The organism is Pseudomonas sp. PDM02 (assembly GCF_014852285.1).
GTDB classification, from domain to species: domain Bacteria; phylum Pseudomonadota; class Gammaproteobacteria; order Pseudomonadales; family Pseudomonadaceae; genus Aquipseudomonas; species Aquipseudomonas migulae.
Window position 1 is genome coordinate 143891 of record NZ_JACVBL010000007.1, and the last position, 22958, is coordinate 166848.

The following is a 22958-nucleotide window of genomic DNA, read 5'->3' on the forward strand; positions in this document are numbered from 1 at the left end:
AGCGACTCGGCGATCGGCTAGAATGGTCGCCTTGCCGTTGCCGAGCCTGCCATGAAACCTGTACTGCCCCACGCCCAGCTCGACTGGGACGACCAAGGTCTCCCGCGCTCGCGGGTGTTCGATGATGTGTATTTTTCCAACCTGTCCGGGCTGGACGAAACCCGTTACGTCTTCCTCGAACAGAACGCGTTGCGTGAGCGTTTCGCGGCATTGCCGGTGGACGGGAAACTGGTGATTGGCGAGACAGGTTTTGGTACCGGGTTGAATTTCCTGTGCGCCTGGCAGTTGTTCGAGCAGCACGCGGTGGCCGGTGCGCGGTTGCATTTTGTCAGTGTCGAAAAGTACCCGCTGAGCCTGCCCGACCTGCAGCGGGCGCTGGCCTTGTGGCCGGAACTCAAGCCGTTTGCCGATCAACTGTTGGCGCAATACGTGGCGATCCATCAAGGTTTCCAGCGCCTGATCCTGGACCACGGACGCATCACCCTGACGCTGCTGATCGGCGATGTGCTGGAACAGTTGCCACAGCTGGACGCGCAGATCGATGCCTGGTTTCTCGACGGTTTCGCCCCGGCGAAAAACCCCGACATGTGGACCGCCGAACTGTTTGTCGAGCTGGCCCGACTCGCGGCACCCGGCTCGACGATCAGCACCTTCACCAGCACCGGTTGGGTACGTCGTCTGTTGAATGCCGCAGGCTTCAAGATGAAACGCACGCCCGGCATCGGCCACAAATGGGAAATCCTGCGCGGGGTGTTTCTCGGCTGGCCGGAGGAAGTCACGAAGCCCGTCATGGTAAAACCGTGGTTTGCGCGTCCGGCCCCCCTGACCGGCGAACGTCGGGCCCTGGTGATTGGCGCCGGCCTCGCCGGTTGCGCGACAGCCGCCAGCCTCGCGGCGCGGGGTTGGCAAGTCAGTCTGCTGGAGCGTCACGGGGCACTGGCGCAGGAAGCCTCGGGCAATCCTCAAGGGGTTTTGTACCTCAAGCTTTCCGCCCATGGCACCGCGTTGTCGCAATTGATCGTCAGCGGCTTCGGCCACACCCGCCGCTTGCTTGAGCAGTTGCATCGAGGTCTCGACTGGGACGATTGCGGCGTACTGCAACTGGCCTTCAATGCCAAGGAAGCGGAGCGTCAGGCGCAATTGGCCGCAGCGTTTCCCGAGGACTTGCTGCACACGCTCGATCAAGCGCAGGCCGAAATCCGCGCCGGCATCGCGCTGCAATCGGGCGGCCTGTTCTACCCCGAAGGCGGCTGGGTGCACCCGCCCGCCCTGTGCCAATGGCAAGCGGCGCACCCGAACATACAGATCCTGCCCCATCACGATGTGCTGGAGTTGCGCCGAGCGCACGGACACTGGCAAGCCCTGGATGGCGAAACCGTGCTGGCCGATGCCCCGGTGGTGGTACTGGCCGGGGCTGCCGAGATCAAGCGTTTTAGTTATAGCAGCGAGCTGCCGCTCAAACGCATTCGTGGGCAAATCACTCGCCTGCCACAGACGACTGAAAGCCAGGCACTGGGCACCGTCGTCTGCGCCGAAGGTTATGTCGCGCCAGCTCGTTTGGGTGAACACACCCTGGGCGCCAGTTTCGATTTCAACTCCGATGACCTGACCCCGACCGCCGCCGAACATGCAGGCAATCTGCAAATGCTCGAAGAAATCTCGGTAGACCTGGTCGCTCGGCTCGGCGCAAATGCATTGCAACCTGAAGCACTTGAAGGCCGCGCAGCGTTTCGCTGCACCAGCCCGGATTACTTGCCGATTGTCGGCCCACTGGCCGACGGCCAGGCGTTCGCCGACGCCTACAGCGCTTTGAGCAAGGATGCCCGGCAAACCCCGGACATCCCTTGCCCATGGCTGGACGGTTTGTATGTCAACAGCGGCCACGGTTCCCGAGGATTGATCACCGCACCGTTGTCTGGCGAATTGCTCGCCGCGTGGCTGGATAACGAACCGCTGCCATTACCAAGAGCCGTGGCCGAGGCGTGTCATCCGAACCGCTTCGCCTTGCGCCGATTGATTCGAGGCAAATGAGGCACCTGGCTACCGGGCATACAAGGTTTTGTACTTAAAGCCTTGGCACGCACCCAGCACCTTTATTACTTATCGATCTAAAACTCCCACGATCCCACCGGGTCAGTTTCTGAGTACCCGCCCCTTGGGCGCGGTATCGATTGACCCTCCCCAACGGAAAAACCGGTAAGGAATTTATGTGCGGATTAGCTGGCGAGTTACGCTTTGATCATCAACCTGCAGACCTTGCAGCCGTTGAACGAATCACCCATCACCTGGCGCCTCGCGGCCCTGACGCGTGGGGCTTTCACAGCCAGGGGCCGATTGCCCTTGGTCATCGTCGCCTGAAAATCATGGACCTGTCGGACGGCTCGGCGCAGCCGATGGTCGACCCTCAACTGGGCCTGTCCTTGGCCTTCAACGGCGCGATCTACAACTTCCCCGAACTGCGTACCGAACTTGAATCCCTCGGTTACGCCTTCTATTCCGGCGGCGACACCGAAGTGCTGCTCAAGGGCTACCACGCCTGGGGCGAAGCGCTGCTGCCCAAGCTCAACGGCATGTTTGCCTTCGCTATCTGGGAGCGTGACGCCAAGCGCCTGTTCATCGCCCGTGACCGTCTCGGCGTGAAGCCGCTGTACCTGTCGCGCACCGGCCAGCGCCTGCGCTTTGCTTCTGCGCTGCCGGCGTTGCTCAAGGGCGGCGATATCAATCCGGTCCTCGATCCGGTGGCGCTCAATCATTATCTGAACTTCCACGCGGTGGTCCCGGCGCCGCGCACCTTGCTGGCCGGCATCGAAAAGCTGCCGCCCGCCACCTGGATGCGCATCGAAGCAGACGGCACAACCGAGCAGAAAACCTGGTGGGCCCTGCCCTACGGCCCACACGAGGATGAGAAAAATCTGACCCTCGAAGACTGGCGCGACCGCGTACTCGACAGTACCCGCGATGCGGTGGCGATTCGTCAACGGGCAGCGGTGGACGTCGGCGTGTTGCTGTCGGGCGGCGTCGATTCGAGCATGCTCGTCGGGCTGTTGCGGGAGGTCGGCGTGGAAAACCTGTCGACCTTCTCCATCGGTTTCCAGGATGCCGGCGGCGAGCGCGGTGACGAGTTCCAGTATTCGGATCTGATCGCCAGGCATTACGGCACCCAACATCATCAACTGCGCATCGACGAAAAAGAGATCATCGAGCAACTGCCCGCCGCCTTCCGCGCGATGAGCGAGCCGATGGTCAGCCATGACTGCATCGCGTTCTATTTGTTGTCCCGCGAAGTGGCCAAGCATTGCAAAGTGGTGCAAAGCGGCCAGGGGGCGGACGAGTTGTTCGCCGGTTATCACTGGTATCCGCAGGTCGATGGCGCAGCCGATCCCTACGCGGCGTATCGCGAAGCGTTTTTCGACCGCAGTTACGACGACTACGCTGCCACCGTTCAGCCGAAATGGCTGACCGCGAATGACGCCGCCGGCGACTTCGTGAAGGAACATTTCGCACAGCCCGGTGCCGATGCGGCGGTGGACAAAGCCTTGCGTCTGGACAGCACGGTGATGCTGGTGGATGACCCGGTCAAACGCGTCGACAACATGACCATGGCCTGGGGTCTGGAAGCGCGCACGCCGTTTCTCGACTATCGCCTGGTGGAATTGTCAGCCCGGGTGCCGAGCAAATTCAAACTGCCGGACGGCGGCAAGCAAGTGCTGAAAGAAGCGGCGCGACTGGTGATTCCGAGCGAAGTCATCGACCGTAAAAAGGGTTACTTCCCGGTGCCGGGTCTCAAGCATTTGCAGGGCGACACGCTGAACTGGGTGCGCGAATTGCTGCTGGACCCGAGCCAGGATCGTGGCCTGTTCAACCCGGCGATGCTCGACCGTTTGCTGACCGATCCACAAGGCCAGTTGACCCCGTTGCGCGGCTCGAAGCTGTGGCAATTGGCGGCGCTGAACCTGTGGCTCAGTGAACAAGGAATCTGATCGATGAAACCTCACGCCACGGCGTACAGCCAACGCTTGTTGCGCGGTCAGGCGCCCTCCTACGAACGCTTGCAGGCGCGTCTGGCTGAAGACGGCAGTGAACTCGGTACCGCGCCGATTGCCGTGCATTGCGGCTGGGGCCGGTTGCTGATCGGCCATACGTTCCCCGACCCGGCGAGCCTCGCCCAAGAGTTGCTCAATGAGCAACCGGGCGAACGGGATATCGCCCTCTATGTCGCCGCTCCCCAGCAAGTGCTGGGGCTGGAGCCGGCCCAGTTGTTTCTCGATCCGTCGGACACCTTGCGCTTGTGGTTCAGCGATTACCGGCAGGCGACCCGTGTGTTTCGCGGCTTTCGCATTCGTCGTGCGCAAGGCGATGCCGACTGGCAGGCGATCAATCAGTTGTATCAGGCGCGTGGCATGTTGCCGATCGACGCCCGTCTGCTGACCCCGCGTCATCTGGGCGGCCCGGTGTACTGGCTGGCCGAGGACGAGGACAGCGGCGCGGTCATCGGCAGTGTCATGGGCCTCAATCATCACAAGGCGTTCAACGATCCGGAAAACGGCAGCAGCCTCTGGTGCCTGGCGGTCGATCCGCACTGTTCGCGGCCCGGCGTCGGTGAAGTGCTGGTACGGCATTTGATCGAACACTTCATGAGCCGTGGGCTGAGTTACCTGGACCTGTCCGTGCTGCACGACAATCGCCAGGCGAAAAGTCTTTATGCCAAGCTCGGTTTTCGCAACCTGTCGACCTTTGCAATCAAGCGCAAGAACGGCATTAACCAACCGTTGTTTCTCGGCCCCGGTCCTGAGGCCGAGTTCAACCCCTACGCGCGGATCATCGTCGAGGAAGCCCATCGTCGTGGCATCGATGTGCAGGTCGATGATGCCGAGACCGGGATGTTTACCCTCAGCCACGGCGGACGGCGGGTACGTTGCCGCGAGTCGCTGAGTGACCTGACCAGCGCCATCAGCATGAGCCTGTGCCAGGACAAAAGCCTGACGCACAAAGTGTTGAAGGCGGCCGGTCTGAATCTGCCGAGCCAGCAACTGGCCGGCAACGCAGATGACAACCTGGCGTTTCTCGACGAACACGAGCGTGTGGTGGTCAAGCCGCTGGATGGCGAACAGGGTCAAGGGGTGGCGGTGGATCTGCGGACCATCGAAGACGTCCAGCAAGCCATCGAATCAGCCCGTCAGTTCGACAGCCGCGTGCTGTTGGAAAGCTTTCACGAAGGCCTCGACCTGCGGATTCTGGTGATCGGATTTGAGGTGGTGGCGGCGGCGATTCGCCGACCGGCCGAAGTGGTGGGCGACGGGCAGCATTCCATCGGTGCGCTGATTGACGCCCAGAGTCGGCGTCGGCAAGCGGCTACCAGCGGTGAAAGCAAAATCCCGCTGGACCACGAGACCGAACGCACGTTGCAGGCAGCGGGTTACGACTACAGCAGCATTCTGCCGGCGGGTGAACACTTGTTCGTACGGCGTACGGCGAATCTTCATACCGGCGGTGTGCTTGAAGATGTCACGGCGATCCTGCATCCCACGCTGGTGGAGGCCGCCGTGCGCGCGGCGCGGGCGCTGGATATTCCGATGGTCGGGCTCGACCTGATGGTGCCGGCGGCGGATCAGGCGCAATACGTGTTTATCGAAGCCAATGAACGCGCCGGCCTGGCCAACCATGAGCCGCAGCCGACGGCCGAGCGGTTTGTGGATCTGTTGTTTCCGCATAGTCAGCCGGCGGTCTCTTAGTGATGTGGTGCCTTAACCGGCCCCTTCGCGGGCAAGCCTCGCTCCTACAGGAATGGGTGCTTTTGTAGGAGCGAGGCTTGCCCGCGAAGACGGCCTCACAGACACCGCAAATTACCCTCATCGAAACCATCGATGCTCTTTACTCATCAGGAGTTTCCATGACCCATAAAATCCCCGAACCCGACCTCAACTACCTGCAAAAAGTCCTCCTGGAAATGCTCGCCATTCCGAGCCCGACCGGTTTCACCGACACCATCGTGCGTTACGTCGCCGAGCGGCTCGAAGAGCTGGGCATTCCTTTCGAGATGACTCGCCGCGGCACCATCCGCGCCACGCTCAAAGGCAAGAAAAACAGCCCCGACCGCGCCGTTTCCGCCCACCTCGACACCATCGGCGCCGCCGTTCGCGCAGTGAAAGACAACGGTCGCCTGACTCTGGCGCCAGTCGGCTGCTGGTCCAGCCGTTTCGCCGAAGGCAGCCGCGTCAGCCTGTTTACCGACAACGGCGTGATCCGTGGCAGCGTGTTGCCGTTGATGGCGTCCGGGCATGCGTTCAACACGGCGGTGGACGAGATGCCGATCAGCTGGGATCACATCGAACTGCGCCTCGACGCGTACTGCGCGACCCGCGCCGATTGCGATTCCCTGGGGATCAGCGTCGGCGATTTCGTCGCGTTCGACCCGTTGCCGGAATTCACCGAAAGCGGCCACATCAGCGCCCGTCACCTCGACGACAAGGCCGGCGTTGCCGCGCTGCTGGCGGCACTTAAAGCGATCGTCGACAGTGGTGAAGAGCTGATGATCGACTGCCATCCGCTGTTCACCATCACCGAGGAAACCGGCAGCGGTGCAGCGGCGGCGTTACCGTGGGACGTCAGCGAATTCGTCGGCATCGACATCGCACCGGTCGCGCCCGGCCAGCACTCCAGCGAACATGCGGTCAGCGTGGCGATGCAGGATTCCGGCGGGCCTTATGACTATCACTTGTCGCGGCACCTGCTGCGACTGGCCAGCGACAACGAGTTGCCGGTGCGCCGCGACCTGTTTCGCTACTACTTCAGCGATGCACATTCGGCGGTCACCGCCGGCCATGACATTCGCACCGCCCTGCTCGCTTTCGGATGCGACGCGACTCACGGCTACGAACGCACCCACATCGACAGCCTCGCGGCGCTCAGTCGCCTGCTCGGCGCCTACATCCTCAGCCCGCCGGTGTTCGCCAGCGATGCGCAACCGGCCAAGGGTTCGCTGGACCGGTTCAGTCATCAGATCGAACATGACACGCAGATGGAAAGCGATACTCGGGTGCCTTCGGTGGATAGCCTGGTGGGGCAGCGGTCGGATAGCTGATCCGGAATTTTCATTGCCTGGGCTGACATCTTCGCGGGCAAGCCTCGCTCCTACAGACTTTGCGTCGATCCGAAGTAATGTGATCAACGCGAAACCTGTAGGAGCGAGGCTTGCCCGCGAAGGCGTCAGCCCAGGCAACACATCGGGCCCAGACTAGCCGCCACCCATCATTCGCCGTAGCATCGCGCCATTGTTTAGCCGAGGTGCCTATGCTGATTCCCCACGACCAACTTGAAGTCGACACCCTGACCCGCCTGATCGAGGATTTCGTGACCCGTGACGGCACCGACAACGGCGATGACACGCCGCTGGAAACCCGCGTATTGCGTGTTCGCCAGGCCCTGACCAAAGGTCAGGCGCTGATTGTCTTCGACCCGGAAAGCGAGCAATGCCAGTTGATGCTCAAGCACGACGTGCCCAAGCATCTGTTCGACTGACGCCTTCATCGCCCTTTGGTTTTTGCCAGTTTGACCTGGATGCGCTTGTAGACTTCGGCACGGTGCACATTGACGCTTTGCGGCGCGTCGACGCCGAAGCGCACCGTGTTGCCGTTGACGGCGACAATACGCACCGAAATGTCGTCACCGATGGAAATCATTTCGCCCACAACGCGGCTGAGTACAAGCATGGCATTCGTCCTTCAGGGTTATCGAACCCTGAAGATGCCCGGCACGCAGCGGGCCTTCAATGCGACGAGGGCAAAACAGTCCCGCCCTACAGCGCCAGGCGAACACCTCTTAAGGAAACGTCTTACAAACTATGGCTTTGCTTCAGGCAGCGGAAAAACGCGGGCCAAACAGGATGACGCTTGCGCCGATCACACACAGCGCCACGCCGATCCAGTCAGAGCCGAGCGGGCGAATCCGTTCGACCACTGCCAGCCAGCCAATCGACGCAATGATGTAGATGCCACCGTAGGCGGCATAAGCCCGCCCCGCGTAGCTCGCCTCGACACGGGTCAGCAGCAGCGCGAACAAGGTCAGGCTGAGCAGCGCCGGCACCACCCACCAGACGCTTTTGCCTTGGCGCAACCACATCCAGAAGGCAAAGCAGCCGGCGATTTCGAACAGCGCGGCGAGAAAAAACCACAGGTAATTGAGCATGCGAACGTCTCGCGAGGATGACCGATGGCGGCCACCCTAACGGCGACGTTGTGCGCGGGCAAGTTCAGCCTGCGGTCTGTTTGGCCTTGGCGCGCATTTTATCGGCCATGAGGGTCATTTCGTCGTAGAGCAGTTGCGGGTTCTCCTGCTTCAGCGCCCAGGCCATACGGCCCTGTTCGTGGGGCAGGATCATGAATTCGCCGGCGGCGACGTGCTGATAGATGTAGTCGGCAATGTCGGCCGCACTAATCGGCGAACTTTCCAGCAACTTGCCAACCTGCGCTTTCATGGCGGGTGTCGGACCACGGAAAGAGTCCAGCAGGTTGGTCTGGAAGAACGACGGGCACACCACATGCACGCCAACTTCCTGATGCGCCAGTTCGATCAGCAGGCTTTCGGACAACGCCACCACACCGGCCTTGGCCACGTTGTAGTTACTCATCGCCGGGCCTTGCATCAGGGCGGCCATCGACGCGATGTTGATGATCTTGCCTTTGCTTTTTTCCAGCAGCGGCAAGAACGCCTTGCAACCCTTGACCACGCCCATCAGGTTGATCGCGATCTGCCAGTCCCAGTCTTCCAGGGACAGTTCGCTGAAGAACCCGCCCGAGGCGACACCGGCATTGTTGACGATGACATCGATGCCGCCGAGCTTGACTTCACAGGCTTGGGCGAACGCAGTCAGCTGACTGTAATCGCGCACGTCGCAACGCTGGATAAAGCCATCGCCGCCGGCTTCACGAACCAGTTTCAGGGTTTCCTGCAGACCGGGTTCGCTGACATCCGACAAAGCCAGTTGCCAGCCTTCACGTGCCCAGCGCAGCGCGATTTCGCGACCCAGGCCCGAGCCCGCGCCAGTGATCATCATGCGATTTTGCATAGCAAACAGCCTTGTTGTTCCGGGGAAGATGCGTCGAGTGTAGCGAAGGACCTTGCGCGACCCACGCTCCATCAGATTGCTGAATGGCGCGAGCAAACCGTGAGCGCGCCTGTATCAACCAGGCCCCTGAAAACGAAATAAGCCTTTCTTCGAAAAACATTAAAAAAACTTGGAATTTTCTTTCAAGTGCACCAGTCGGAATTTACAAGCAGCTCGGGTTTATTGCAGTCCAGCTGACAATTAACACCAGGCAATTTCAGAACACTTCCGACAAGGAAATAGACATGGGCACAATACTAATCATTATTCTGATCCTCCTGCTGGTAGGTGGTCTGCCGGTCTTCCCTCATTCCAGAAGTTGGGGTTATGGCCCGTCGGGTATCATCGGCGTGGTGTTGGTGGTGCTGTTGATTTTGCTGTTACTCGGCAAGATATAAAGATCTGACAGGCAAAAAAAAGAGGCCCTTGAAGGGCCTCTTTTTTATTGCGTCAACGCTTAGTCCGGCTTGCCGTCAACGACACCGGCGGTGTTGTCGATCAGGCTCTTGGTCGCCGTTTGCAGGAACGCTTCGAGCTTGAGTTTCAGCTCGGCAGTGCGAGGTGCATTCGGTACGATCTCGGCGTGAGGTGTCGCGCCCAGTTCGTACTGATACATCTTCGGCTCCATTTCCTTTTCTTTCGGCAAGACCAGAATCTGATCCGCCGTGATAATGGCCGTGGTCTGTTCGCTGCCCGACGGTTTGATCACGCCAAAACCGGTGTCGCCTTCCGGCAGGTCGAGCAGGTCACGCCCCCAGCACTGATGACGCACTTCGCCACCGATGCGACCCATTATGGTCGGTACGATGTCGATTTGAGTGCCTACCGTGTGGTCGAGTTTGCCGAATTTTTCCTGGATGCCCGGTGCGATCATCAGCATCGGCACGTTGAAACGACCCAGGTCCATTTCGGTGATCTGGCGCTCGTTGCCGAAACCGTGGTCACCGACGATGACAAACAGGGTTTCCTTGAAGTAAGGCTCCTTGCGGGCCTTTTCAAAGAACTGACCGAGCGCCCAGTCCGCGTAACGCATGGCGGTCAAATGCTCGTTCAGGCTGCCACGATCGGTCACGCGCTCGACCGGCAATGGCGTCGGCAAGGCGTATGGCGTGTGGTTGGACAGGGTCTGCAGCAAGGCATAGAACGGCTTGCCGTTTTCCCGTGCCTTGAGCTCGACCAGACCACGGTCGAACATGTCCTGGTCGGACACACCCCAGGTCGGATCGGAGAACACCGGGTTGACGAAGTCGTTACGACCAATGAAGTTGGTCATGCCCTGGCTGCTGAAGAAACCCGACTGGTTATCCCAGGCGAAGTCGCCGTTGTAGACGTACACGTCGTCATAGTCGCGGGCGCTGAGCAATTGTGGGAGGCCGGACAGTTTGTGACTACCTTCCGGGGTCTGCATCAGGTATTCGAAACCCGGCAGGTTCGGGAAGCAGGCCATGGTGGCGAACATACCCTGGTGGGTGTGGGTGCCGTTGGAGAAGAAGCGGTCAAACAGCAGGCCTTCCTTCGACAGCTTGTCGAGGTACGGCGTGATGTTGCCCGGTGCACCGAGGGCGCCGACCGAGTGACCGGCCATGCTTTCCATCAGGATCACGACGACGTTCTTGATCGGCAGGGTCTTGTCGGCCGGCGGCGTGTAATCGCGACGCACCGCTGCGGTCTCGGCATCTACCAGTTTGTCGTTCGGCATCACCAGCATGTCACGCACGATTTGCTGAGCTTGCGGCTGCGGCAGCGTGGCTTTCCAGATGTTGTCGCGATCTTCGGACATCCGGCTCTTGGCCGCCGCGACCAGCGACAATGTGCCGTTGAGGCCCAGCTGGTTGGCGAAGTTGGAGTCGGTGGTGTAGACGTCACCCCAACGCAGTGGCGGGCCTTGGCGCAGAGTGCCGCGAGCCGCGACCACGCAGACCAGCAGGCACACCACGAACACGACAATGCGCGCGTACCACGGGGCGATCTGGCGCGTGCCGATGCTGCCGCCGCTGAATGGACCGCGAGGACGGGTCGCGCGGTCGGCGCCCTTGAACGCCAGGGTCAGGATCAACGTGCCCACGGCCCAGGCCAGCAGGTAGCGAACCACCGGAAATCCGTACCAAAGCATGCTCATTACGGTTTTCGGGTCTTCCTTCACGTACTGGAAGACCAGGCCGTTGAGGCGCTGGTGGAACTCGCGGTAGAAGTCCATTTCCATCAGGCCGAGGAACAGCGCGATGCTCGAAGCGATGGTCAGCCAGAAACGGAAGAACCCGCGGGCCGCCATGGCCCGGGCGCTGAACAGCGCCAGCAACAGCGGAATGCTGAGGTAGACCACCAGGCGCAGGTCGAAGCGCAGGCCGTTGGCGAACGCTTCGAAGAAGGTCGAGGCCGGGGTGTCGAGGATCATCTCGCGGTTGTAGACCAGCAGCGCGACGCGCAGCAGGCTGAACATGACCATCATGACCAGGGCACACAGCAGCGTGTAGGCCAGATGCGATTTGACGGTCGGTTGCAGCAGGCGACTAGAAGCTCGCTGCTGACTCAGGGCGTCCGGGATTGCCATGTCGTTTTAGGACCCATTGGAAGTTGAAGTTTCAAAATTACAGCTGCGCCCTGCCCTCTGTTGGCCAGTTCTCGGCCCCGGGGTTTGCGCGGTGCGCAAATGTTGCACGATCAACCGCGGCATTGCTATTGATTACTGATCTGCACGGCTGGCGCGGGCGAATTGTCTTGGAGGCTTTGTGAAAATTTTGTGTAGTGCATATTCGGAAACACAATAAAGTCTTTCAGAGTCCATAAGTTGGGTGTGGGCATATCCGTTTCTGCGGTCACGGCGGCTTATGGTTTCGCTTTTACAGCGAGTCACTTTGGAAAAGCCCCAAAGTAACCAAAGGGCTCTTGCCCCTTTCGTTCGGTGCCTCGCTGTGGCTCGGCATGCCCTCGCTCCGGTCCTGCTCCGTGGGCACGCCGCCATCGGCCATCCCTGGCCGGGGGCGGCTAACCCGGCATCCATGCCGGGTTACCCACTGCGCAGAACCTCCACTCGGCCTCTCGAGGGGGCGACTACCGCCACAGCCGCCGAGGCGGCCTGAAAGCCGACCTGGCTCCTCAGTCGTGTGCACTCTCCCGCACTGTGGTGGCTGCACTAGTCTTGGATGTTTGCACATTCCCCCTGTAGGAGCCGGCTTGCTGGCGATAGCGGTGGGTCAGTCACCTGTTTATTGACTGGACGGACGCCATCGCCAGCAAGCCGGCTCCTACAGGGGAAATGCATAGGTGTCTGGATGAATACGATCAACTGTGGGAGCCGGCTTGCTGGCGATAGCAGTGGATCAGTCACCTGTTTATTGACTGGACGGACGCCATCGCCAGCAAGCCGGCTCCTACAGGGGAAATGCATAGGTGTCTGGATGAATACGATCAACTGTGGGAGCCGGCTTGCTGGCGATAGCAGTGGATCAGTCACCTGTTTATTGATTGAACGGACGCCATCGCCAGCAAGCTGGCTCCTACAGGGGAAATGCATAGTTGTCTGGATGAATACGATCAACTGTAGGAGCCGGCTCGCCGGCGATAGCAGTGGATCAGTCACCTGTTTATTGATTGAACGGACGCCATCGCCAGCAAGCTGGCTCCTACAGGGGAAATGCATAGGTGTCTGGATGAATACGATCAACTGTAGGAGCCGGCTTGCTGGCGATAGCAGTGGATCAGTCACCTGTTTATTGATTGAACGGACGCCATCGCCAGCAAGCTGGCTCCTACAGGGGAAATGCATAGGTGTCTGGATGAATACGAGCAACTGTAGGAGCCGGCTTGGCGGCGATAGCGGTGGGTCAGTCAACCTGTTTATTGAATGGACGGACGCCATCGCCAGCAAGCCGGCTCCTACAGGGAATCGCGTACGCTTTTGATTTCCACCACTCATCAGGTCGAGCGTTAGCTCGCCTTCCGCTTTTGATCTGAGCGCCCCCTCGAGAGGCCGAGCGCAGGTTCTGCGCAGTGGGCAACCCGGCATGGATGCCGGGTTAGCCGCCCCCGGCCATGGATGGCCGATGGCGGCGGGCCCACGGAGCAGGACCGGAGCGAGGCACCGAACGAAAGGGGCAAGAGCGCTTTGGTTACTTTCGCGCTTTTCGAAAGTGACTCGCCGTAAGGGCGAAACCATAAGCCGCCATGACCGCAGCAACGGATATACACACCAATCAAACAAACCCGCAAAAAAAGCCCCGATCAAATCAGGGCTTTTTATAGAAAGAAACGAAGCGATTACTTCTCGGCACGCTCTTTCAGGGCTTTCAAGGTATTGAACGGCGCATCAACCACAAACTTGTTGGCAATCATCGAAGGCACGCTACCACCCGGCTCAGTGTGAACCTGATAGGTCACTTCAATCTGGTCACCCTTGGGCACGAACTTCCAGAACCCATCAACCTTGGCAACCCGCACAAAACCCTTTTCTTCAGGAATGTACTTCGGCACGCCCTCAAGCTTACGGGTCAGACTGCCATCGGCGCCTACGGTAGTCGTGATATGCAGCACCGAATCACGCGCGGTCACCGGCCATGGGGTATTGAACTGGGTGTAGGTCCAGCTCTGATCGCCTTCATGCTTGAGCAGCTTCTGCTGCTTGCATTCGTGAATCCACGAGCAGGCGCCCGCCACGTCTTCCTGGAGTGCGCGCAATTTGGCCATGGTGGTTTTCATCAGGGTAACGCCCTGATAAGCCTTGTAGTCAGAGCCGGCCACTTCACTCAAGGACACCTTGATGCCGTCTTCATTCTTGGCCACTTTCCAGTCTTCGGCCTGTGCGGTGGCAGTCGCCAGCAAAACCGTCAAACCACACAGCACAGCCATACGATGCAGCGAACCCATAATCTTATTCCTTATTGTTGAAGTTCCGTTCGTTGACACATCACGCCGCCGTCATCTGCTCCCACCAGCCCAGCAATCTGATCGCTTCGTCACTGCTGTTTCCGCAAACTTCGACGTCGGCTTCAAACGCCGAACACACGGCCGGACGTTCCGGTTGGCCGAAAATACTGCACAGGTTTTCGGCAGAGAGTTGAACGCAACGTTCTCCAGCGGCTTTGCCATTGGGCATACCGGGAATCGGAGAACTGATGGAAGGGGCAATGCAACAGGCGCCACAGCCTTCACGGCATTTCATGACGACGAGCTCCTCGCGACGGGTGATGTGTTAAAGGACGGGGCACAGAGTAACCGCTAAAACAGTTGTTTTAAATTACCTGTCGCCGGGTTTTTACGCTCAAACCAGCGTGACTGACCAGTCTCCGACAAAGCGTCTGGCCTGCGGGTCACGCCGAGGAAGGATTTACTGCTTGAACTCCAATTCCAGCGCCGCGCCCTCGACTTCCCGACGCTCTTCGTTACGCAGTTGCAACTTCATTTCGTTGCTGATCAGTCGTCCGTTGAGCTGGAACGGAGAGCTGCCAGCCTTCTCACCGAACATTTGCGGCAACACGGCGTCGTGCCGGGGCAACGGAACTGTACCGACCGGCTTAAACTCTTCGGCCATTTCCTCAGGCAAGCTCAAATCCAGGTCAGCCGAAGGCAGTTTGGTTTTCACCACTTCACTGGCCGGTTTCGATTTGGAGGCAATGGGTGAACGTTTTTTCTGCGTAGCCGCTTTCTTTTTGACCGGTGTGGCTTTTTTTGCCGGTGCCGGTTTTTTCGATGTCGCGCTGGCGGCCGGTTTTTCCTGAGCGGGAGCCGCCAGGACGCCTTCCGAATTGAAGGTTATCAACAGGCAGATCGACAACCAGGCGGCAGGAAAAATCGGTTTCATGGATCCAACGGGGAACGGCGCTATCGGCAGAGGGCCATATGCTCGCTTGTTGGACGCGACATGACAAGCTCGGGCAGGAATTACCCGCCCGCCCGTCACATTCCGCCGGCCATCTCCTGGCAAAGCTGGGTAGCCAGCATGCCCAGAGTCATCAACGCACGCTCGGCTTCGCGATTCCAGGGAATGCCGCAGTTGAGCCGAATGCAGTGATTGAACTGCTCGGTGTTACTGAAAATCAGCCCTGGTGCGATGCTGATGCCTTGCTGCAATGCGCGCACATGAAGTTCTTGTGTATTGACCCGCCCCGGCAGACTCACCCACAGAATGAAGCCGCCGGTCGGCCGGGTCATCTGTGTGCCTTCCGGGAAATACTGCTGCACCGCAAGCTGGAAAGCGCTGAGATTCTTGCGGTACTCCTGACGGATGTAGCGCAAATGCCGGTCGTAACCGCCATTTTCCAGATACGCCGCGATCCCCATCTGCGTAACGCTGCAAGCCGAATGCGTGCTGAAGGTCTGCAAGCGCTGGATTTCCTGCTGGTACTTGCCGGCAATCATCCAGCCAATCCGCACACCCGGAGACAGGGTCTTGGAGAAGCTCGAACAGTAGATCACCCGATCCAGCCGGTCGTAGGCCTTGAGTGCCTTGGTGCGGCCCTGCTCGAACATCAGTTCGCCGTAGATATCGTCTTCGACCACCTGAATATCGAAATCCGAGGCCAGGCGCAGCAGTTGTTTCTGCCGCTCTTCGGGCATGGTGCCGCCCAGCGGATTGCTCAGGCGCGTGGTCAGTACCAGCGCTTTGATCGACCACTGATTCGCTGCCAGTTGTAAGGCTTCCAGGCTCATGCCGGTGGCCGGATCGCTGGGGATCTCGATGACTTTCAGGCCCAGCAGATCGGCCAGTTGCAGCAACCCGTAGTAGGTTGGCGACTCGGCGGCGATCAAGTCGCCCGGCCGGGTCAGCACGCGCAGGGACATCTGCAAGGCATCGACGCAGCCGTGGGTGATTACCACTTCCGACGGATCGACCACCACGCCGGCATCGCGCATGCGAATCGCCACTTGCCGTCGCAACGGTTCAAAACCGGGGCTGAACATGTAACTGAATGCCCGCGGGCTATGGAATCGGGTGACTTTGGCCAACTGCTGATGCAGCGCCCGCACTGGCAGGTAATCGACGCTCGGCACCGCCGCGCCCAAGGGAAACACGCCCTCGCGACGGGATTCGACCAACACTTGTTGAATGATGCTGCTGCGGGTGACCAGGCCGGGACGTTCGACCCGGGCGATGTCCGGTGTCGGCGCAGTCAGGGCCGGTGTCTGGTGCACGTAGTAACCCGACTGCGGCCGGGCACGGATCAGCCCCTGATCTTCGAGATTGGCATACGCCTGCAACACCGTCGCATGGCTGACATTGAGCTGCGAACTCATCTTGCGCACCGAAGGCACGCGCTCCCCCGGCTGATAGACCCCACGACGGATGTCTTCGGCCAGTTGTTGAGCAATACGTTGGTAGAGCAAGAGATTGGTCATGACGCAGCACTCGATTTCACGGGCATTTTATTCTTGTGTGAAACAATACCGGAACAGTTTAGAAGTGTACGGGGACAGTTGCCACAATAGTCGACGGTACAGTGCAGTGTCAGCAAAATCTGTACTGCTTTGCGAGGCAATTCGCAGACACAAAAAAACCCGGCGCTGTCTGGCAGCCCGGGTTTGTAGGAGCCGGCTTGCTGCGGGCGGCGTTCCGACGATGGCATCACTTCGGTTCGTCTGAAACACCGCGGTGATGCCATCGTCGGAACGCCGCCCGCAGCACGCCGGCTCCTACAGAGTATGTGGTTTCAATCGGAATCCGCTATTACCGGGCAGCGCCGAGCAGGCCTTTTTCGTCGGAGAACACAATTTCCACCCGACGGTTCTGCGCCCGGCCCCGTTCCGAGGCGTTCGCGTCTACCGGGTATTCGTCGCCATAACCTTCGACCTTAATGCGTTTTTCGTCGATGCCCAGGTCCGTCAACACGTCCGCCACCGATTGCGCACGGTCACGGGACAGTTTGAGGTTTTCCTGCTTGCCGCCGGTGCTGTCGGCGTAACCTTCGATGCGCACGACGCGCTTGGGATTGAGTTGCAGGAATTGCACGATCTTCAACACCACGCGGTTCGCCGAGTTTTTCAGCTCCGCTTCGCCGGTGTCGAACAGCACGTCGCCGAGGGTCATTACCAGGCCACGGTCAGTCTGGGTCGTGGCCAGCGCAACAATCTGCTCTTCAAGCCACTTGCCCTGCTGCTGCACGCTCAGCAATTTGGATTCGCGCAGGGCCAGTTGCAGGCGCTGACGCTCCAGTTCGAGCTTCGCCGCGCGCTCTTCATTGAGTACCTGATTGGTGTGTTCCCGAGCGATTTCGCTGTAGCGCCGGCTCAGGTAGGCGTAATGCAGCACGTCGGACCCGCTGCCCCAGTAGCTGGACAGTCGATCGGCACGGGCCAGGGATTCACCGGCACGGATCACGTCTTTCGGCGCGATTCGCAGCACGTTGGAATCTTCTTTCACCTTCTGAAAGTCGGCACCCGCTTCTTGCAACGCAGCTTCACTGTGCTGACCGGCGCAGCCATAGAGACTCGCACAGCCAACAAGGATCAAGCCGCCGATAGCTTTGGACGTGAGGTTCATTGTGCATCCCCCACTTGCTTGCGCAATCGAGTGATGCGGGTGTTGAGAAGATCCAGCTTCTCTTCACTTTTGAGCGTCAGGACCTTGGCTTCGGCCAGCCGCGCGTCAAGTTCGGCCTGTTCGGCGCGCATGCGTGCATGTTTGTAAGACTGATCGGCCATATCACCTTGGGCACGGGCGAATTTATCTTCGGCCAGTTTCATTTCAGGCACGTCGTCCGCGGTGGCCCCTACGGCTTTGGCTTGCACGAGCACCTGTTCGGTCAGGCGTATTTGTTCATTCGGCGCCGGATCGGCTGCACAACCCGCCAGAGCCAGAACGGCCAGGGCAGCGAAAAGAGGTCGAATACTCACTAAAAATCCCTACTGTTTTGGGGTACTGGCGGGGGGTTGCTGTGGCTGCTGTTGCTGCGCTTTCCAGCGCTCGATATTGCGTTGCAGCACGGCTTCCGTCAGTCCGGACGCGGGCAATTCTGTCATCTTTTTGGCCAACTGTCCGCGCAACCACGGATCGTTGCAGGCAGAGTTATGGGAAACCGCGAGGAACAGGCCGGGTTTGTCGACCGGCTGCGGGCGCGCGACGAGGTCATTGGCCATGCTCAGGGCCTGTGCGGCTGCCATGCCCGAATAGCGTCCGGCGAGGACAAATTCCACTTCCCCCAACAGCAATTTCTGAAGGGCCTGGGTCAGGTTGGGGGTGCGTACGAGGGTCAATTGCTGCTCGGCAAACGTACCGAATTCCGGGGTCATTCGAGACTTTTCCGACAACGCGCCGGGATGACCGTGAAGGTCCTGCGTCTGGTTGTAGACCAGTGGCGAGTCTTTTCGGGTCCAGACCAGGTAATCGTTTTCCAGCAACGGCGGATGGATGTAATCCAGGGTTTCCAGCTCACTGACCGTCAACGGCGCGTCGGCCAGCATGTCCATGCGCCCACTGCGCACTTCCTCCAGCGCCTGGGCGCGTTTGCCGGCATAGAGCATCTCGACCTTGATGCCCAACTGCCCTGCTATTTGTTGCAACAGGTCGGCACTGGCACCGATCAGGTGCTTGGGGTTTTGCGGGTCTTGCCACAGATACGGCGGCGCATCCGGGCTGCCGGTGACCACCAGTCGCTCACACTTGCCCGCTGCGATGGACAGCGTCGGCAACAGCGTCAGACCCAGCAGCAATGACCAACCGAACACTCGATGCAGATCCATACTCAAACCCCGTTATATCCCCTGTAGGAGCGAGCCTGCTCGCGATGGACGTTAACGATGACGCGCCCGCTCCGGATAACCGCGGTGCCTCCAAGTCCATCGCGAGCAGGCTCGCTCCTACAGAAGAGCAAAAAAAAGCCCGACCAAAAGGTCGGGCTCTTTATAGGTCAAGCGGCTGGATTAGACCAGCTTCTCGAACTCAGGGATGGCTTCGAACAGGTCCGCCACCAGGCCGTAATCGGCCACCTGGAAGATCGGCGCTTCTTCGTCCTTGTTGATCGCGACGATCACTTTGGAGTCTTTCATGCCGGCCAGGTGCTGGATCGCGCCGGAGATACCGACCGCGATGTACAGCTGTGGAGCAACGATCTTGCCGGTCTGACCGACCTGCATGTCGTTGGGTACGAAACCTGCGTCGACCGCGGCGCGGGAAGCACCGACGGCAGCGCCCAGCTTGTCGGCCAGGGCGTACAGGTGTTTGAAGTTGTCGCCGTTCTGCATGCCGCGACCGCCGGAAACGACGATTTTGGCAGCGGTCAGTTCCGGACGATCGGACTTGGCCAGTTCTTCACCGACGAAGCTCGAAGTGCCGGCGTTGTGCGCAGCAGCAACTGCTTCAACGGCAGCCGAACCGCCTTCGGCAGCAACCGGGTCGAAACCGGTGGCACGCACGGTGATCACCTTGACCGCTGCGTTCGACTGAACGGTAGCGATGGCGTTACCGGCGTAGATCGGGCGCTTGAAAGTGTCAGCGCTTTCAACCGAGATGATCTCGGAGATCTGGTCAACGTCCAGCTGAGCGGCAACGCGCGGCAGGATGTTTTTGCCGTTGGAAGTGGCGGCAGCCAGGATGTGGCTGTAGCCCTTGCCCAGCTCGGCAACCAGTGGCGCGACGTTTTCCGGCAGTTGGTGAGCGTAGGCGGCGTTATCGGCCACCAGCACTTTAGCCACGCCAGCCACTTTCGCAGCGGCTTCAGCCACGGCGCCAGCGCCCTGACCTGCAACCAGCACGTGGATGTCGCCGCCGATTTTGGCAGCAGCGGCCACGGTGTTCAGCGTGGCCGGGGCCAGCACTTTGTTGTCGTGTTCAGCAATAACCAAGATAGTCATTTAGATTACCTTCGCTTCGTTTTTCAGTTTCTCGACCAGTTCAGCCACCGACTTGACCTTGATACCCGCGCTGCGTGCAGCAGGCGCTTCGACTTTCACGGTCTTGTTGGTGGAGGCGGTGGAAACGCCCAAAGCATCCGGAGTCAGCACTTCGAGAGGCTTCTTCTTGGCTTTCATGATGTTTGGCAGGGACGCGTAGCGCGGCTCGTTCAAACGCAGGTCGGTGGTGACGATGGCCGGCAGTTTCAGGGAAACTGTCTGCGCGCCGCCGTCGATTTCGCGGGTCACGGCAACGCTGTCGCCGGACACTTCGACTTTGGACGCGAAGGTGCCCTGACCGTAGCCGCTCAATGCAGCGAGCATCTGGCCAGTCTGGTTGTTGTCGCTGTCGATGGCCTGTTTGCCGAGGATCACCAGCTGAGGCTGCTCCTTGTCGACAACGGCTTTGAGCAGCTTGGCAACGGCCAGGGAAGTCAGATCTTCAGCGGATTCGACGAGGATGGCGCGGTCGGCACCCAGAGCCAGCGCGGTGCGCAGTTGCTCTTGAGCGGTGGACGGGCCGATGGAGACGACGACGATTTCAGTCGCAACGCCTTTCTCTTTCAGGCGTACGGCTTCTTCCACTGCGATTTCGCAGAACGGGTTCATCGACATCTTCACGTTGGCGAGGTCGACGCCGGAATTGTCCGCCTTGACGCGAACCTTGACGTTGTAATCCACAACGCGTTTGACAGCTACAAGAACCTTCATGGATTCCTCGTTACTCTCCGGTGAAAAGAAAGTCGCCTAGGCGAACCTGGCGGTTGATGCTCATCGGGCGCAAGGGCACCTCTAAAAACGCCGGCATACGTGTCAAGTGACCATCGCTCATGACGTTGATGACCGTTCGTCAGTGGTGACCAACAAGTCATTAAATATCGTGGCGTGTAAACTGCGCGCCAACACTGCGCTGCACATCACCTTGTACTGCCATCGCCCTGTCTTTAGAGGTGCTCTTGAAACCAACAGTCAGCCTACGGCGAGCGCAAAACCGACCGTATCTTGACCGGAACGCCTATTCCGGTCAATACGGCAAAATGGCCAGTCATAAGCCGCGTGACTTTGATTTCTCTGGCTTTGAGCCGATTCAAACAAACGTTTGTATTGGACGCTAAGAGTGGTGTAGATATAATGCGCCACCCAAAGAGAAAGGTGGTTCATCGATTGTCCTCTTCCTGCCTTGTGCAGGAATTCATGGATGCGACACCAAACCTCCAATTAGAAAAAAAACTGTTGAGCCTTGAGTAGGAGATAACCTGTGGAACGCGAATACATGGAATTCGACGTGGTCATCGTCGGTGCCGGCCCCGCTGGTCTTTCCGCCGCCTGCCGCTTGAAGCAGAAGGCTGCTGAAGCCGGTAAGGAAATCAGCGTCTGCGTGGTCGAAAAAGGCTCCGAAGTGGGTGCTCACATCCTGTCCGGTGCCGTGTTCGAACCACGCGCCCTGAACGAACTGTTCCCGGACTGGAAAGAACTTGGCGCGCCGCTGAACACGCCGGTCACCCGCGACGACATCTTCGTTCTCAAGAACGCCGACAGCGCGCAGAAGATTCCCGACCTCTTTGTGCCCAAGACCATGCACAACGAAGGCAACTACATCATCTCCCTGGGCAACCTGTGCCGCTGGCTGGCTCAGCAGGCCGAGAACCTGGGCGTGGAAATCTACCCGGGCTTCGCCGCGCAGGAAGCACTGTTCGACGAGAACGGTGTGGTGCGCGGGATCATCACCGGTGATCTGGGCGTTGACCGCGAAGGCAACCCAAAAGAAGGCCTGTACACCCCAGGCATGGAATTGCGCGGCAAGTACACGCTGTTCGCCGAAGGCTGCCGTGGCCACATCGGCAAGCAGTTGATCAAGCGCTTCAACCTCGACAGCGAAGCCGACGCCCAGCACTACGGCATCGGCCTGAAAGAAATCTGGGAAATCGACCCGGCCAAACATCAGCCAGGCCTGGTGGTGCACACCGCCGGCTGGCCGCTGGACATCATGGGCACCGAGAACACCGGCGGCTCGTTCCTCTATCACCTGGAAAACAACCAGGTGGTGGTCGGCCTGATCGTGGATCTGTCCTACAGCAACACCTACCTGTCGCCGTTCGACGAGTTCCAGCGCCTCAAGCATCACCCGGTGCTCAAGCAGTACCTGGAAGGCGGCAAGCGCATCAGCTACGGCGCGCGCGCCATCTGCAAGGGCGGCCTGAACTCGCTGCCGAAAATGGTCTTCAAGGGCGGCGCGCTGATCGGTTGCGACCTCGGCACCCTGAACTTCGCCAAGATCAAAGGCAGCCACACCGCGATGAAGTCCGGCATGCTCGCCGCTGAATCCGTGGCCGAGGCGCTGTTCGCTGAAAAGGACGGCACCGAAGAACTGACCACTTACGTCGACGCGTTCAAGAAGAGCTGGCTCTACGACGAGTTGTTCGCCAGCCGCAACTTCGGCCCGGCGATCCACAAGTTCGGCGCCATCGTCGGCGGTGGTTTCAACTGGCTGGACCAGAACATCTTCGGCGGCAAACTGCCGTTCACCCTGCACGACACCAAGCCGGATTACGCTTGCCTGAAACTCGCGGCCGACTGCAAGAAGATCGACTACCCGAAACCGGATGGCAAAATCAGTTTCGACAAACTCAGCTCGGTGTTCATCTCCGGTACCAACCACGAAGAAGAACAGCCTTGCCACCTGAAGCTGGCCGACCTGAGCATCCCGATCGCCAAGAACCTGCCGATGTACGATGAACCTGCCCAGCGTTACTGCCCGGCCGGCGTGTATGAGGTGGTCACCAAGGAAGACGGCGAGAAGCGCTTCCAGATCAACGCCCAGAACTGCGTTCACTGCAAGACCTGCGACATCAAGGACCCTGCACAGAACATCACCTGGGTGGCACCGGAAGGTGCTGGCGGCCCGACTTACCCGAACATGTAAGTCGTACGCATGAACAACGAGGCTCCCTAAATGGGGGCCTTTTTGTTGCCCGCAATTCATAACCCACACAGTCCTTGTAGGAGCCGGCTTGCTGGCGATAGCGGTGCACCA

At 59.6% G+C, this 22958-nt stretch carries 20 protein-coding genes; 7 read left to right on the forward strand and 13 right to left on the reverse strand.

Going from position 1 to position 22958, the window contains the following annotated elements; translation table 11 throughout:
- The first annotated feature begins 51 nt into the window (after positions 1-51).
- The 5 genes from mnmC to IB245_RS14120 all read left to right on the forward strand — a co-directional run bounded on the left by mnmC (position 52) and on the right by IB245_RS14120 (position 7518).
- Entirely contained in the window at positions 52-2031 is a 1980-nt protein-coding gene (gene mnmC / locus IB245_RS14100) for a bifunctional tRNA (5-methylaminomethyl-2-thiouridine)(34)-methyltransferase MnmD/FAD-dependent 5-carboxymethylaminomethyl-2-thiouridine(34) oxidoreductase MnmC (RefSeq protein ID WP_192227886.1), read from the forward strand.
- A 176-nt stretch (positions 2032-2207) separates the two neighbouring features.
- Positions 2208-3980: an N-acetylglutaminylglutamine amidotransferase gene (locus tag IB245_RS14105; RefSeq protein WP_192227887.1), complete on the forward strand. Its 1773-nt coding sequence runs from the start codon at positions 2208-2210 to the stop codon at positions 3978-3980.
- A 3-nt stretch (positions 3981-3983) separates the two neighbouring features.
- The gene (gene ngg, locus IB245_RS14110; protein WP_192227888.1) at positions 3984-5732 is read left to right on the forward strand and encodes an N-acetylglutaminylglutamine synthetase; all 1749 of its coding nucleotides are present in this window, start codon (positions 3984-3986) and stop codon (positions 5730-5732) included.
- Between the two features lie 158 nt (positions 5733-5890).
- Positions 5891-7081 (forward strand): osmoprotectant NAGGN system M42 family peptidase, encoded by a 1191-nt coding sequence (locus tag IB245_RS14115; protein ID WP_192227889.1) that lies wholly within the window; start codon positions 5891-5893, stop codon positions 7079-7081.
- A gap of 209 nt (positions 7082-7290) precedes the next feature.
- Complete coding sequence (locus IB245_RS14120; protein WP_003199186.1) at positions 7291-7518, forward strand: YheU family protein; 228 nt, start codon at positions 7291-7293, stop codon at positions 7516-7518.
- Positions 7519-7523: 5 nt separating this feature from the next.
- Here IB245_RS14120 and csrA read toward each other — a convergent pair whose 3' ends face one another.
- From csrA to IB245_RS14135, 3 genes are all read right to left on the reverse strand, one after another.
- A complete protein-coding gene (gene csrA / locus IB245_RS14125; protein WP_008034548.1) occupies positions 7524-7709 on the reverse strand; it encodes a carbon storage regulator CsrA in 186 nt (61 codons plus the stop codon).
- A gap of 142 nt (positions 7710-7851) precedes the next feature.
- On the reverse strand, positions 7852-8184 hold the full coding sequence (locus tag IB245_RS14130) for a YnfA family protein (protein WP_008034549.1): 333 nt from the start codon (positions 8182-8184) through the stop codon (positions 7852-7854).
- A gap of 64 nt (positions 8185-8248) precedes the next feature.
- Positions 8249-9064: an SDR family oxidoreductase gene (locus IB245_RS14135; protein ID WP_192227890.1), complete on the reverse strand. Its 816-nt coding sequence runs from the start codon at positions 9062-9064 to the stop codon at positions 8249-8251.
- Positions 9065-9342: 278 nt separating this feature from the next.
- Here IB245_RS14135 and IB245_RS14140 point away from each other — a divergent pair, with 278 nt between their 5' ends.
- A complete protein-coding gene (locus IB245_RS14140) occupies positions 9343-9501 on the forward strand; it encodes a DUF3309 family protein (RefSeq protein ID WP_174602692.1) in 159 nt (52 codons plus the stop codon).
- Positions 9502-9560: 59 nt separating this feature from the next.
- Here IB245_RS14140 and IB245_RS14145 read toward each other — a convergent pair whose 3' ends face one another.
- From IB245_RS14145 to IB245_RS14190, 10 genes are all read right to left on the reverse strand, one after another.
- Positions 9561-11654, reverse strand: a complete 2094-nt coding sequence (locus IB245_RS14145) for an LTA synthase family protein (RefSeq protein WP_192227891.1) — start codon at positions 11652-11654, stop codon at positions 9561-9563.
- 1706 nt (positions 11655-13360) lie between these two features.
- Positions 13361-13966: an START domain-containing protein gene (locus tag IB245_RS14150; RefSeq protein ID WP_008040859.1), complete on the reverse strand. Its 606-nt coding sequence runs from the start codon at positions 13964-13966 to the stop codon at positions 13361-13363.
- A 40-nt stretch (positions 13967-14006) separates the two neighbouring features.
- Positions 14007-14261 carry a YkgJ family cysteine cluster protein gene (locus tag IB245_RS14155; protein ID WP_008032889.1) on the reverse strand — a complete coding sequence of 85 codons (255 nt, stop codon included), beginning with the start codon at positions 14259-14261 and terminating at the stop codon, positions 14007-14009.
- A gap of 165 nt (positions 14262-14426) precedes the next feature.
- Positions 14427-14900 carry a translation initiation factor 2 gene (locus tag IB245_RS14160; protein ID WP_192227892.1) on the reverse strand — a complete coding sequence of 158 codons (474 nt, stop codon included), beginning with the start codon at positions 14898-14900 and terminating at the stop codon, positions 14427-14429.
- Positions 14901-14995: 95 nt separating this feature from the next.
- Positions 14996-16435: a PLP-dependent aminotransferase family protein gene (locus IB245_RS14165; protein WP_008040862.1), complete on the reverse strand. Its 1440-nt coding sequence runs from the start codon at positions 16433-16435 to the stop codon at positions 14996-14998.
- A 328-nt stretch (positions 16436-16763) separates the two neighbouring features.
- Positions 16764-17576: an OmpA family protein gene (locus IB245_RS14170; protein ID WP_008040863.1), complete on the reverse strand. Its 813-nt coding sequence runs from the start codon at positions 17574-17576 to the stop codon at positions 16764-16766.
- On the reverse strand, positions 17573-17929 hold the full coding sequence (locus tag IB245_RS14175) for a DUF4398 domain-containing protein (protein ID WP_008040864.1): 357 nt from the start codon (positions 17927-17929) through the stop codon (positions 17573-17575). The genes IB245_RS14170 and IB245_RS14175 overlap by 4 nt, the downstream gene beginning before the upstream one ends.
- A gap of 9 nt (positions 17930-17938) precedes the next feature.
- Complete coding sequence (locus tag IB245_RS14180) at positions 17939-18775, reverse strand: substrate-binding periplasmic protein (RefSeq protein ID WP_192227893.1); 837 nt, start codon at positions 18773-18775, stop codon at positions 17939-17941.
- A gap of 180 nt (positions 18776-18955) precedes the next feature.
- On the reverse strand, positions 18956-19885 hold the full coding sequence (locus IB245_RS14185) for an electron transfer flavoprotein subunit alpha/FixB family protein (protein ID WP_008040866.1): 930 nt from the start codon (positions 19883-19885) through the stop codon (positions 18956-18958).
- Complete coding sequence (locus tag IB245_RS14190; RefSeq protein ID WP_007942046.1) at positions 19886-20635, reverse strand: electron transfer flavoprotein subunit beta/FixA family protein; 750 nt, start codon at positions 20633-20635, stop codon at positions 19886-19888.
- Between the two features lie 547 nt (positions 20636-21182).
- Here IB245_RS14190 and IB245_RS14195 point away from each other — a divergent pair.
- A complete protein-coding gene (locus tag IB245_RS14195) occupies positions 21183-22847 on the forward strand; it encodes an electron transfer flavoprotein-ubiquinone oxidoreductase (RefSeq protein ID WP_032829072.1) in 1665 nt (554 codons plus the stop codon).
- The last annotated feature ends 111 nt before the right edge of the window (positions 22848-22958 follow it).